Origin of the sequence: Paracoccus benzoatiresistens (assembly GCF_026913015.1) — a bacterium.
Lineage (GTDB): Bacteria > Pseudomonadota > Alphaproteobacteria > Rhodobacterales > Rhodobacteraceae > Paracoccus > Paracoccus benzoatiresistens.
Genome location: NZ_JAPTYD010000040.1, coordinates 17,064 through 30,485 on the forward strand (window position 1 = coordinate 17,064; position 13,422 = coordinate 30,485).

Consider the following 13,422-nt stretch of genomic DNA (forward strand, 5'->3'; position numbering starts at 1 on the left):
ATGTAGGGGTGGTAGTTAGAGGAGGTTGACCAGCTTGCGCTGCAGCGCCCGATCACCCTGGATGTAACGCTCTGTCGTGGTCAGGGAGCTGTGTCCTGCCAATTCCTGGACATCTCGCAGGGAGCCTCCTGTCTTGGAAAGCAGGCGGGCTGCGCGTGTGATAAAGGTCCTGCGCCCCGAATGGGAGGAGCACCCACGAAGGCCCAAGCTGTCATAGGTCGTTCGAAACCAGTTCACGACAGAGCGGGCAGTCATGGCGCGGCCTCGCTCTGAGCGGATGACGGGGCCTTCATGCGGCTTTCCCTGGTTCCGGTGCAGCCGTCTTAAGGCAGCACGCAACTCAGTCGAGATTGGCACACACCGGGAGCGGCCGCCCTTGGCAATGCCCCCACTGATGGAAAGGGTGTCGGAAAGGTGGCCTGACGGGCTTAAGACCATGGGCCAGGTAAGACCGGAGATTTCGCAGGCGCGCAGACCAGCGTGAAAGCTGAGCAGCACGAGAACATGGTTTCGGATGGGGTGGCGTGTTGTAGCGAGGGCTTGGAGCAGACGGCGCACGTCCACCACGTCCAGAACCTTTGCAGGTTGCCGGGGCATAGCATTTCCAATTTTGGGAGTATGTAAATTTATTATATAATAAAAACAGTAACTTGTAAAGTTACAAACTTAGGTTTCTCTGGTTCGCCGTTATAGGACCCAGGCCATTCAAGCAGTGCCAGCGCTGAAGCTGCTACGCAACGGTATATCCTGAAGACGCTCGATGACCTCAAGACTTGGGCGTGCCAGATCAATCGTCACAAACCTGAGCCGGTGTCCCTGAATCAATGCCGCTTCGTCCACGTCCATGCCGACGGAAGGATAGAGCAGAATTCCATCTGAACTCATCGACAGCGGGTCGCCCGGCTGCTCCTGGCTGCGCAAATAGGCGTATAGCTGATAGAGATGACTGGTCTTGAAGCGAGACGCACCATGCTGAGACTTTGTCAGAACCTCAGTGAACTTGGTGTCGATGACGATCCGGCGTTTTTGCGTCACATTCTCAAGGATAATGTCTGTGATCATGATCGGCAGATAGGCGGCAATGCCTGTAGAGGCTGCCGCGACCGCCCATTTGTACTGCTTGCCGGGATAAACGCGCCAACCGTCTTCTCGCGAAAGCTCTGCGGCAAAGAAGTTGCCGATCGCCTTCTCGAAGAGCTTCCGGAACTCGGTCTCATCACGCTGTGCCTTCAGAAGCGAATGCGCGCCAGCACTCTCAGTCGGCAAGATTAAGTCAAAAACGGCACGAGCGAGTGAAACTATAAGGCGATCATCAGCTTCATGCCTGCCGATTTGATCAGAGACAATCTCAGCGCGGGAGGGTTTATCGCCCGTAACGCCTGCTCGCCCTAAAGCATGTGCCAGGGTGCGGCACCTATGGGCGAGATCAGCATCATCAAGCCTCCCCAACAGACTCAACAATGCCGCCCGCACCAGCCGATTGCGTGGCGTATTAATGGTGAGCTCTTCAAAGCGGCAAGCGACCTGTCCCTTTCGGAACAGGTCATGCGAAACAGATTCAAGGATGTCGATGCGGCCGCGAACACGGCGCAAGGTTTCCTCTTGTTGCCGGTATCCAAAACTCAGATTGCGGCGCAGGCGCTTCTCGGTAGCATAGCACAGAAGCCTTGCGACCAAGGATTCGAAGTCAGGCGAGGCCTCCACTTCAGCTTCAAACCGATCCCGAAATCGCGCAAGCCCGGAAGCATAAAGAAAGAGTAGCCAGACATTGCGCACCGGGATCTTATCCAGCGCCAGCGGCACGGCTTCATCTTCTTTCTGCTCTGCCAGAGGAGTTTCCATTATATTCCGTCAAGGAGCCGGCGGGTGGACGATGCCGCCTTGTCGGGATTGTCGAACCAATATTCTTCCAGAAGCGGACTGATCTCTGTCTCTACGACTTGACGAAACCATTTTCGCGTATCGCTAATGGCCTGATTGTTGCCCGGCGTGACATAGCTATGGCCAACCTTGAACTGGGCGCCGAGAGCGCGGTCACTGGCAATTTCTTTGTTGAGTTCGCACATCAAGCGCCGAATGTCTTCAACGGCAACGGCGTCCATACCGGCCTTCTCAACGCACCATGCCTTCCAGAGATCGTTAAGCAGGGCTTCAAGTGTGATAAAGGCAAAGCGACGGCGCAGCGCCAGATCGACAAGCGCGAGAGAGCGGTCGGCGATGTTCATCGTGCCAATGACGTAGAGGTTATCTGGTATGTAGACGCGCTCGCCGGTCTCGCTGCGGTAGGCAAGCTCGATCGCTTCGTCTTCGCGCCGCTTGTCTGTCTCAAGGAGCGTCAACATTTCCCCAAATATCTGGGATGGATTGCCTCGGTTGATCTCCTCGATGATGACCACGAACGGCCGATCACGTTCGGCTCGCGCGGCTTCGATCGCCTCTAAGAAGACACCATCCGTCAGCTTTAGCTGGCCATTTCCGTCTGGACGCCAGCCGCGGACAAAGTCTTCGTATGAGAGCGAAGGATGGAACTGAATGGCCCGCATGCGCTTGCGCGTCACCTTGCGGTCTCGGGTACCGATCAAAGCATAAGCAAGTCGCTTTGCCAGCCAAGTCTTGCCTGTGCCGGGGGGGCCTTGAAGAATAAGGTTCTTTTTCGCGACGAGACGGGAGAGGGCATCAGTTAGGGTAACTTCTGGCAGGAAGCAACCTTCACTGACAATATCTGGAACGGCGTAGGGCTCGAATGCAGCCTCTTCTGTATCAGCCTCTGCTTCTTCTTCCGCAATCTGTAGATCAGATACTGTGTCCGGTGCCTTGCTGTACTTCTTTGCCCAGTAGGGCAGACGCAACCAGTAATCGTAGTCCTGCTTCTCATCACCGAATGTGAACCTTACAAGCCTACGTGCCAAATCATCGGACACATCGGCCTCAACGATCGTCACGCGGTACGTGTAAAAGTACCACTCCTTGGCATCTGCAAGCGGCGTCCAGTCAACCTTGACGGTTTTTCCGTCCTTGGTCGCTTCGGTTACCGTGCCAACTGCCTTGATGCGCATGCTTGAGACGGGCGTGTTATGATTGTCGAACGGCAGCCCGTATTTTTTGACGAATGTCGCTTTTATGGCGATCCAATCTCCCGGCTTGATCCGCGCGACGTGTTCAGAAAACTTCTTATCGTATCCGTTCTGCCAGATGCCTTCTTTGAGAAAGCGGTCGGTTTGATCATCAAACCCACCCCACAAAGCACCAACAAACCAAAACTTCCGATTCGGATCGTCAAGCGGATCCCTGCCGACCTCATTCTCAATCTCTGGCGGCGCCTCTTCGTCATCAACTGAGATATTGCGGAAGCGGGATTGCACTTCCTTGAAGATCGCTATTGCACTTTCATGATTGAGATAGGTTTCCCGCCCTTCTGGTGTTAGTAGCCAAACACCACGCTTCTTACTTTCAATCATGCCGGCTTTTGCAAGATAGAAACGCGCGAAGCTGATCTGGTTTTCGTATCTGGATTGACCTTTCTTGGTCTTCTCGCTCAGCTCTTCGTCAGTGATGTCGGCTAGATCAACCACCTTGTCCATAATCTGACGAGGCTCGGCTGATCCGCCGAAAGCCCGCAAAGCATCGAGAACGGGACCAAAGAGCTGAACAAACTTTGGCCCGCCTGTCGGAACATCTGTTTCAGCATGGCTTTCAGGAAGACCCAGATCATTTGGAGCAGTCGGCGCCCAGGCAAACAGGGCATCCTGCTGCTGCTTCACGAAAGCGGCAGGGTCATCAACATCAAAACCGTACTCTCTGGCAGCGGTGATGAAGCCCTGACGCGCGGTTCCATCAAGAGTGCCGGTCTTGAGGTTGCTTTGGTTGACGACGATCGAACTGGGCATTGGCCAGTCCCGCTCGGAAGCGATGCGAACGAGATCGCCAAGATGGGTATTCATCTTGTAGCGGACGTTCTTCCAGATGGCGCCATTTGCCTTCGCGAGCTCACCGTAGCTTATAAAGCGGTGCTCGCGTGCGGCTTCGACGATGGCTTTGAAGGTGGTGTTTAGGTCTAGTTGATCAGTCGTCATGAGAAAAATACCAGGAGAATGGTTGGTTTTTAGGAAAGCTTAGTTGTCTATATACGGTGAGTTCTGGAGGCGCGACTCTGAGTTGACGGCCAAGAGCCGCCGCAATCTACCTCGACATAATCCGCCGTGTGATTGTGAGGGAACTTACCCAAGCGCATTAACTGTTTTTTCTCGAAGACCGACGAGCTCCCTAAAGTATCACCAAATAAGCTGGTGCCCCAATCGGTCCAATCTTCTTGATCGATCTTTGTAGTCAGGCATGATCGTTTCTAACAGACGCCAAAATCGCCGAGAATGATTGTGCTCAAGGATATGGCAAGCCTCATGGGCAATAACATAATCAACTAGCGACATAGGGGCCATAATCAACTTCCAATTTAAATAGATACGTCCTCTTGCATCACAACTCCCCCACCGCTTGGACTGATCAACGACACTGACAGTTGGCATAGGAATTCCGAGCACATCTGAAAATATCTTTGCCCGTACAGGAAAGTGTCGGAGCGCGCGTGTGCGATACCACTGTCTAAGGCCGCCGCGGACGGCAGCACGCTGAACTGAGGCATGTTTATTTGGGAGAACCGGGGCTATAAGGGTTGAACCTCTCGCAGTAACCCGGGTCACAACAGCGCTTTGGTCTGAGACAAGCTGGAGACGATACTGGCGACCAAGGAAATAAAAGGTTTCACCGCTCACAAACTCCTTTGTAACGGGTTGCCCGCCGAGTTCCCGGTAAGCCGTTTGTTTGCGAAGCAGCCAGGCAGCTTTCTTGCGAACAATACCAAGAACCCGATCATCATCGAGGTCTGAGGGTGCGAGGACGTGTACGCCATCGAAGCCAATCGATATTGATACAGTTTTCCGGCGCGCTGTCCGTTCAATTAGGAATGCGAATGTTTCACCTCCAAAAGAAACAGTATGCTGAACTACGTTCGTCATCCTGCGTACCTCGCGCGGGCAACATCCATGATCTTTGCCGTCGTTGCCTCGACCTTGTGCGCTTCCAATCCCACGCTACGCAATTGCTCCTTGATGGATCGGCGCATCTGCCGCTGCACGTCCTCCTTGTGATGCCAGTCGACAACTTCGGCATAATCCTCGAGTGCCTTGGTAATACCGGCTGCGCTCCGGGACCGCTCTGCATCGGGCAGATCGGCGTCAATGAAGGGCAGGATGGCGGCAGCAGTTCCGGTGAGGCCGCTCCTCCTGCCTCCAGCGCCCGAGCGAATATCTGCGGCCTGCCCCACCATTGCTTCAAGCTGGGCCAAGGCGCTGGCAGCAGAAACGCGAGCTTCCCGCCTGTGGTTAACGATCCGCTCCAACTGCTCCCAGAGCGAAGCGTAAGCTGTAGGATTTTCATCCCGGTGAACGTGTATTTCTTGGCGGATGGCGTGCTCAATCTCGGCAGCCTTGGCATCGCTCGATTGTAGGCTTTCAAGATGCGGACGGAAGGCGGGATCGAGAATATCGAACTTCACCAGCAACTGCTCTACGCCTGTCACGGAGAGATGGCTGGTGATAATCTCGCCGACTTTTGCGCCGTAGTCCTTCGGGTCAAACGGCTCCTGGTGATAAGCGCGGCGGGCGAGAACGCGAATGCGCGACAGCCACTTCAGGTCGGACGGATAAGGTTCTTCCAATGCTTTGGGGTCAGGCAAGACCATGTCCATGGCTTCGGCAAAGCGCAGGAAGTCGAGTTCGAATTTGGCGCGGATGTCATCCGGACGCAGCAGCTCAATGCACGCTGTGTCGTCCTGGCGGCCAGTGCCTTCGAAGAGGCGAATGGCCGCTCGGTGCCGGCTTTCAAGAAGTTGGATTTTTTCGGACAGCGGACGGAGCGCACTGGCTATGCCATCCTCGTCGGAGAACATTTCCAAGGCATCTGCAATGCGCCGATTATCCCCCCAATAGTCCACGATCAGCCCATAGGTCTTCCCGTCAGCGGTTCGGTTCACGCGAGCAATCGCCTGCAAAAGCGTGTGCTCTCGCAGAGGCGCATCGAGATACAGAACCTGCTCTACAGGCGCGTCAAAACCAGTCAGCAGCATGTCGCACACGATCAAGATTTTCAACGGATCGTCGCGCTTCTTGAAGCGGCTAATCAAAATGTCGCGGTCGCGCTTGGACAGGTGATGGGCTTGCAAGCGGGCGCTATCATTGTTCGACGTGGACATGATGATCGCGCATTCAGGCGCGCCAAGCTGCTTCAAAGCCTCAACATAGGTCACGGCGACGTCCCGGCTCACCGTCACGATCTGCGCCTTGAAGCCGTTTGGCTCAATGGTGCTTCGATAATGCTCCAGTATATCTTTGGCGATTGCCTCAACGCGAACCCGCGCCCCGGCCAGCTTCTCTTGAAGCCGCATGCCGCGCTTCAGCCTCCCAATCTCTTCCTCAGACAGTTCTGGAAAGGCTGTCCGAATATCGCGTTCGAGATCGCGTCCGTCGATCCGCAGTTGCGCATCGCGCATCTCGTAGTAGATCGGGACGGTCGCCCCATCCTTTACAGCCTGGTCGATCAGGTAGCGGTGTAGGTAATCGCCGAAGACCTCGCGGGTGCTACGATCTTTCTTGTCGATTGGCGTTCCGGTGAAGGCGATCATGCAGGCGTTAGGTAGTCCTGCTCGCATCCGGGCGGCAAGCGCGCCATATTGCGTCCGGTGCGCTTCATCGACCATGACGAAGACATTCTGCGCTTTGGAAATGACAGATGAGCGTTTCGGCACGGCGCTGTGAAACTTATGGACGGTCGTCAGAACTGTCGTTCCAGCTCCGCCCGACATAGCCTTGCGCAGCGCGTCCCCGCTTTCGGCCTGGACGGGGTTGGCAAAGCCTGAGCGCTGGAATTGTCCGGTAATCTGGTCATCAAGGTCGGTTCGATCCGTGACGATGACAATCGTTGGGTTTTCAGCTTCGGGCAGACGTCGCAGCTTGGTCGCCAGAAACACCATCGTCAGCGACTTACCAGAGCCTTGGGTATGGTGGATGACCCCGCCACGGCGCTGAGGATTGAGTGCGGTCCGGATGCGCTCAATCGCCTTGCCGACGGCTACGAACTGCTGATAGCGCGCCAGCTTCTTGATGCGCCGCCCGTCGATGGTTTCGAACATGACGAAGTTGCGGATGAGATCGAGCAGATTGGCCGGGGCGAGAAGCCCGGCGAGCAAGATGTCTTGCCCGGTTGGTGTTCGGCCCAGTTGCGCCGCGAGCGCATCAAGCGTGAGCGGATAGGGGTCTTTCCATTCAGCCCATTGCCGTGCGGGCGTCAGCGTCGTTCCATACTTCGCCACGTCGCGCGCCAGCGCGATGGAAATCTGCGCCGTCTCGAACAGGCGGGGTGCACCAAGCCCGGCGAATTCGTCCCGGCTTTCATAACGGCGGAACTGGCGGATTGCTTCGCCCATTGGGTCCGCTAGTGACGGCGATTTGCATTCGATGGCCGCGAGCGGGAGACCGTTCACGTAAACGACTATATCGGGGATGATGTCCTGACGAGCGCCCTTGATGGCGACTTGGCGGGCGAACTCGAACGTGTTGGCGGATGGATCATCGAAATCGAAGAACCGCACATTGCGGTCCTGTCGTCTGCCGCCTTCAGTATGGGAGGCCGTTACGCCGTAGGTGAGGGCCGTATAGGCGCTCTCGTTGGCCTCCATCACATCGACAGCGGTAACGCGCGTGACAGCCGCAACAGCGCGGCGAACGCCGTCCTCGCCCAGCCAAGGATTGAGGCGCTTCAGGCATTCGGTAAGGCGAACCGTCAGAACCGGCTCGGTTGCCACCTCGTCGCGCAACCGCCGCACGTCGTCTGAAGACAACCGTCTATAGTCGAACAGCACCCGCAGCAGGTCCGTCGCCGGCTCCTCTACCCATTCGCGCTCAAGCTGTTCACTGGTCTCGTTCATGCAGCTTGTCCGGCTTTGTCACGATGCCGCGCAATCATGCTGTCTGGAAGGCGGACCCGACCTGAGAGCAGTTCTTGCGCAAGCGCCTTGCGGTTCTCAATCAGGGCGGTCAACGTGCTTCGCTCTTCTTCAATCCGCAGGTCGAAGGCGACGCCGACCTCGCCGATTTTCTTCTGCTCCGCCAATGGTGGGAGAAGAATTTGCAATGCCTTGAAGGTTCCCATGTAGATGTCAGGTAGGACGCTCCCCGCGACAAGGCGCTGCCACTCACGCGACATGTGCCGGAATACCTGTTGAAGGTAGTATGGATCGAGCTTGCTTCCGCAAATCCAGTTCGCGAAATGCTGACTGGTACACATCTCGCGACCCATTACAGAAGCAAGACCGACGTTTGCAGTCCGCTGAAGCACAACAGTTCCTGCCGGAAGCATGCGTGCGGATGAGTTAGCTAAGCCCAAGGGTCCAATGGTTTCGGCGGTCTCCGAGATGGTCACTTTGGTGAGTGCATCGGCATCTTGAAGTGAGATCCAAGGAATGTCGCCGGCCCAATAGTTTGGCTCCTTCCGGTCAGGCGTATGACCGCTTTCGAGCTTGGCAACCTTCGTCAGCGTCACAAGGTCCCAGTCTGCCGGGATATGCGTGATGCCCTCGGCCACTCGCCCGAGTACCCAACGGCTAGGCAATTCCTGCATCGGCGCCTTCTCGCGTCGAATGCCGCGCGTCAGCAGCTCACGCATGGTCGCGTGCTTTGCGTCAGATAGAGCGCCAATGAACTCCTCAGTCCTGGCAATTGCCTCCTCGACCGATCTCAATACCTCTGCGATAGCGCGTTGCTCAGAAGGCGTTGGAACCGGGATCGGCAGCGTCAGGAAATCTGTTGGATTAAGTCGCGTTCTGTCAGTTGATCCCGAACTCCATGCTTCGGCGCGTAACCAAAAACGAGGCAATGACAAAACACGAAAAATAAAGTCGGGACTGTTGCCATCAATTGCCTGAAAGGCTGGATATTCTGACGTGCTAAAGCAGGCGCCTATATCTGAGCCGATCAGAGCAAAAGTGCCCTTTGAAGCCCACATCTTGTTATAGATTATGTCGCCCTGCTCTACTCGATAAAGCGAGGGTGCCTGGAGGGTCGCGCCGCTGAACTCACCCTGAATGCGGGCACCAGCACCATACAGACGAACCCCTACGAGGCTGTAAGTCTCGTTCGTCTTGGGCTTTACCGCTCTGCGAACTTGTCGGACAATGTCCTTCAGTCGCAACTCCGGGTGATCACTTCCCCACATAACCCATCTCCTTGAGAAGGGCGTTCATGCGGGAAGCGGCTTCATCGCGCGCCTTCTCAGCGTCCCAGAGCTTGGCAAGTTCGGCCTGTACATCGATCGGCTTTTCGGGCTCAAGCGTGTCGATGTAGCGGGAGATGTTGAGGTTGAAATCGTTCTCTTCGATCTCCTTCATATCGACGATGCGGCAGAAGCGATCCTCATCCTTCCACGCCCTGAAGGCGGCGACGATGCGCGTGATGTTGCCCTCGCCCAAGATGTTCTTTTTAGGCCGCTCCTCGAATTCCTTCGCGCCGTGAATGAACAGCACTTTGCCCTTGCGCTCAGGCGCCTTCGCCTTGTTGAGGATCAAAACGGTCGCTGGAATGCCAGTGCCTGCGAACAGATTTTCCGGCAGGCCGATGATGGCCTCGAACAGGTCGGCTTTCAGCATCGCCTCGCGAATGCGGCCGTCGCCTGAGCCACGAAACAGAACCCCATGCGGCATCACCACGCCGCACACACCCTTGGCATTGAGTGTCGCCACCATGTGCTGAACAAAGGCCAGATCGCCCATATTTTTAGGGGGAATGCCGTAGATGAAGCGGTTATGGCCCTTCTTCTCGGTGTCGCCTGAAACATCCTCCGCGCCCCAGCTATCCAGCGAGAAGGGCGGGTTGGCGATTACGCGATCATAAAGGAACAGGTTGCCCTCTTGATCGAGCAGGCGCGGATTGCGGATCGTATCGCCCTTTTCAATCCGCGCATCGCGAAGCCCATGCAGCAGCAGGTTCATCTTGGCGATGGCCCATGTGCCAAGGTTCTTTTCCTGCCCCTGCAGCGTGATGTTGAGCGCTTCGCCGAGCCGCTTGCCTTCGAGCTTCGCCACATGCTCCGCGACCTGAACCAGCATGCCGCCTGAGCCGCATGTGGGGTCGCTGATACGCATTCCGGGCTTGGGGTCCAGCAACTCAACAATCAGCCGCACGACATGATGGGGGGTGTAGAACTCGCCACCCTTCTTACCCGCGTCGTCCGCGAACTTGTCGATCAGGTATTCATAGGCGCGACCAAGCATGTCCGGTTCGGACAGAGAGGCATTCGACAGGTCGATGCGTGAGAAATGGTCGATCAGACGCGACAGGACGCCTTCGCGGTTCTTGGCGTCGCCAAGGCGCGATTCGGAATTGAAGTCGATATTGGCCAGCACGCCTTCAATCGAGGGATTGGCATCCTCAATCGCGGCGCATGCCTTGTTGAGGTGATCGCCAATGCCCGTCGTCAGCTTTTTGATCGACGACCAGCGCGCGCGTTCAACCAGAAAGAACTCATGCTCGTCCGGGTCGCTGTAGGCGACATCCTCCGGCAAGCCCTGGCGGATCGCCTCTCTGGCTTCTTCTTCGAAACGATCAGACAGCCGCTTAAGGAACAAGAAGCCAAAGATGTAAATCTTATAGTCGGAGCTATCAATGGAGCCGCGCAGGATGTCGGCGGATTTCCAGAGATGATTTTCCAGTTCGGTACGGGTGAGTTTGGCCATGATTCCCTCAATGGTTCTGGTTGACGCCAAACAGGCGAGCGTCAATCAGACGCCGAGCGAGTGAGCGGCGGATTTCGGCAGCCTCTAGGGCGGTGCGGTAGGCGACTTGCGCGTCTCTAACGAGGGCGGCGATGCGCTCCTGTTCGCTCAGCGGCGGCAGATTGATTTCGAGCTTGGCAAGGTCTTTTGGCGACAGGGACAGCAGCGTCGTCGCCCCCCTCCGCAAAACTTCGATTTTTGGGCGGAACACATCGCTCGAGAGAATTGCAAAAAGCGCCCCACCAATCGTGCTGGATCCGGGTCGGACTACAATGATATTTGCGCTGGCAACGGCCCCTACTGTCTCGTCGCCCACCAAGCCGAACTTCAGCAGCGTCCCGCGCCCGGTAACAAGGATGTCGTCCGCCTGAACAGTGTAGACCGCAGCTTTGGATGGGGACGAAAAGGGAGCAGTTTCCAGCGCCTCTCGACCCGCCACAAAGCCGTCCTGAAGGTCGCGCACGCCGATTATGGGCATCCTCCCCTCCAGGCGCGCTACCGTTTCTCCGCGCGAGATCCCGACACCCGCAAAAACCTTTGCCACATCGGAAAGACGCACTTCAGGAGAGATCTGTGGAACTGCAGTTTCTACTCTTTTCATGCGCAGACAGTAGCCGAGACATTAGCAATAGTCAACTACCAGATAAAACCGTATTACGCTACATAGGTTTCAAGCTAGATTTCTGCTTGACTATACGCCAAGCTGCCCTCATACAGGAAGGGTCAGAACAGAATCTGACGTTGATGATACAGGAGAAAATTATGGTATCACGTGCGAGGCCGAGCGGTCTCACAATCACCGAACACGATGCGGCGCTTATTCGCGGGATGATCAAGCGAGGCGACCGCCATCACGATATCGCCGCGTTCTTCGGCCTCAACCAAGGCCGGATCGCAGAAGTTAAGGATGGGACCCGGTTTCCTGAGATTCCGCCGGCGGGTCTCGGCGAACTCCCACCTAAGGGGCCGTATCTCACTCCGAAGGTAACATGGATGGAAAACCGACTGGTCTAGTAAACCAGCCGATTTCCGATACCGGGGCCGAAGCCCACTAGGCATGCTTGAACACCATCACCCTAGCTGGCCCCTTCTTAAAGATCAATGACCCGGCGCTTCGGACGGGTCGCATTTTTCGGTCCAAAAAGGGCCTTTCGCCCAACCTTTTGACAAAGTCTTCGGACAGTCCACCCACTACAAGGAGCTGGGTCAGTTGCACGCTCGCCTGCACAGGCGAAAGCATGAACTGCTGAAGGTGCTGGAGCGGCCCGAGATCCCGCTCCACACCAATGCTTCCGAAAACGATCTGCGGGTATGCGTGACCAAGCGCCGGATCTCGGGCGGCACCATGAGCGCCGATGGCCGCCAGGCACGCGATATCATGCTTGGGTTGATGAAGACCTGCCGCAAGCTCGGCATCTCCTTCTTTGCCTATCTGGGTGATCGCCTTGGGCTGAACCGATCAGCAGGACGTATTCCAATCCTTCCCGGGCTTGTCGCCGGAAAACCTGTCTGAACCAGGTTGCCCGGAAATCTGCCCCAGTTAGTAAATGGGGCAGATTTCCAGGCATGGGCGCTGCGCTCCTAACCAAGCAGGCGATTATGATGCATCGACCGTGGACTTGCTCGCGTGGCTCAGGAGGGCGCCGGCTCCGCATCGCCTTCTGTGTCGCTGTCGATGAGGCTCCCGATCAGGCGCAGCAATGCCTGCTTTTCCGGCCCGAGGCCACCCTGAACCAGAAACTCGCCCAGGCCAATGTCGCTGACCAGGCCTCCAGAGGGAAGGTTAGCCCGATGCCGGACAACCACGTGCCCGCTCTCCAGGTTGCGCCTCAAGCTCCAGCAATCGCCGTTTTCGCTCACGTAGAGCAGCCTCTCTTGCGTGGGCACCTGTCTTTTTCCTCTCTGCACCCGCTGCAGTGCATCGGCCCGCATGACGGAGCGTTTCTGGTGTGTGGCACGTCCCAGTTCAGTCGTCCCTCTAACCGCGGCTGTTGTCCTCACGTTGATCGTCATCGACCTCATCGATGAAGTGCTCAGCCATGATCTCATCCAGGTCTTTGCGGATCTGCTGAGGCGGTTCGTCGTCATACGAGGTGATGTAGAAGTCAGGATCGATACGCTCGATCAGTTCGTCGTCCTCATCGTCCTCGAAGTCGCCCTTGGCGGCCCGGACTCGGAAGCCGTCGCGGTCATCCAGGTCATTGACCCACAGGAAGATGATGTAGGGCGTGGCCCTCGAGGCGTCGCTTGCCATCTGCTTGCCCGTGGGGTTCAGCTCCTTCCAGATCGCATCGGCGAGCCCGTCGAGCATCGACGCGTAGTCGCTGTAGTCCGCCTCATGGAAGTTCTTGGGATCGGGCCTGATCTCGGTCATGGAGATCCTCGCTGGCTGCTGACCTGAGGGTTGTCCCCAGCCTCGATGATGTCAATGCAGCACGAACTCGCGGGCAAGCCTGCCCGCCCGGAATAGAACCACCTTTCTAATCCGAGTTGCCCGGAAAATCTGCCCCAGTTACCCACTCCCCCGTAACTGGGGCAGATTGCGGGGCGATGTGAGTTACGCCGGCTGCGCGCCTACGAGATCGGGCAGCGGGAGGATGCGC

At 56.7% G+C, this 13,422-nt stretch carries 10 protein-coding genes and 1 pseudogene; 1 reads left to right on the forward strand and 10 read right to left on the reverse strand.

Annotated elements, in window-relative coordinates:
* Positions 1-15: 15 nt before the first annotated feature.
* The 8 genes from OU682_RS24290 to OU682_RS18080 all read right to left on the reverse strand — a co-directional run bounded on the left by OU682_RS24290 (position 16) and on the right by OU682_RS18080 (position 11,420).
* Positions 16-597: a tyrosine-type recombinase/integrase gene (locus OU682_RS24290; RefSeq protein ID WP_371832269.1), complete on the reverse strand. Its 582-nt coding sequence runs from the start codon at positions 595-597 to the stop codon at positions 16-18.
* Positions 598-705: 108 nt separating this feature from the next.
* Entirely contained in the window at positions 706-1,842 is a 1,137-nt protein-coding gene (gene mcrC, locus OU682_RS18050) for a 5-methylcytosine-specific restriction endonuclease system specificity protein McrC (protein WP_268943599.1), read from the reverse strand.
* The gene (locus tag OU682_RS18055; protein ID WP_268943600.1) at positions 1,842-4,073 is read right to left on the reverse strand and encodes an AAA family ATPase; all 2,232 of its coding nucleotides are present in this window, start codon (positions 4,071-4,073) and stop codon (positions 1,842-1,844) included. Before OU682_RS18055 ends, mcrC begins: the two co-directional genes overlap by 1 nt.
* Positions 4,074-4,271: 198 nt before the next feature.
* Entirely contained in the window at positions 4,272-5,012 is a 741-nt protein-coding gene (locus OU682_RS18060) for a M48 family metallopeptidase (protein WP_268943601.1), read from the reverse strand.
* Positions 5,009-7,978, reverse strand: a complete 2,970-nt coding sequence (locus tag OU682_RS18065; RefSeq protein ID WP_268943602.1) for a type I restriction endonuclease subunit R — start codon at positions 7,976-7,978, stop codon at positions 5,009-5,011. The genes OU682_RS18060 and OU682_RS18065 overlap by 4 nt, the downstream gene beginning before the upstream one ends.
* Positions 7,975-9,264 (reverse strand): restriction endonuclease subunit S, encoded by a 1,290-nt coding sequence (locus tag OU682_RS18070; RefSeq protein ID WP_268943603.1) that lies wholly within the window; start codon positions 9,262-9,264, stop codon positions 7,975-7,977. The genes OU682_RS18065 and OU682_RS18070 overlap by 4 nt, the downstream gene beginning before the upstream one ends.
* Complete coding sequence (locus OU682_RS18075) at positions 9,251-10,780, reverse strand: type I restriction-modification system subunit M (protein WP_268943604.1); 1,530 nt, start codon at positions 10,778-10,780, stop codon at positions 9,251-9,253. Before OU682_RS18075 ends, OU682_RS18070 begins: the two co-directional genes overlap by 14 nt.
* Before the next feature lie 7 nt (positions 10,781-10,787).
* Positions 10,788-11,420 carry a restriction endonuclease subunit S gene (locus OU682_RS18080; RefSeq protein ID WP_268943605.1) on the reverse strand — a complete coding sequence of 211 codons (633 nt, stop codon included), beginning with the start codon at positions 11,418-11,420 and terminating at the stop codon, positions 10,788-10,790.
* 588 nt (positions 11,421-12,008) lie between these two features.
* On the opposite strand from OU682_RS18080, the pseudogene OU682_RS18085 reads away from it, so the two are divergent.
* A pseudogene (locus OU682_RS18085) lies at positions 12,009-12,332 on the forward strand (IS66 family transposase); the annotation flags it as partial.
* Between the two features lie 119 nt (positions 12,333-12,451).
* Here OU682_RS18085 and OU682_RS18090 read toward each other — a convergent pair.
* Together OU682_RS18090 and OU682_RS18095 are read right to left on the reverse strand one after the other, a co-directional pair.
* Positions 12,452-12,832: a hypothetical protein gene (locus OU682_RS18090; RefSeq protein WP_268943606.1), complete on the reverse strand. Its 381-nt coding sequence runs from the start codon at positions 12,830-12,832 to the stop codon at positions 12,452-12,454.
* Positions 12,798-13,193, reverse strand: coding sequence for a hypothetical protein (locus tag OU682_RS18095; RefSeq protein ID WP_268943607.1), 396 nt, complete (start codon positions 13,191-13,193; stop codon positions 12,798-12,800). Before OU682_RS18095 ends, OU682_RS18090 begins: the two co-directional genes overlap by 35 nt.
* Positions 13,194-13,422 lie beyond the last annotated feature (229 nt).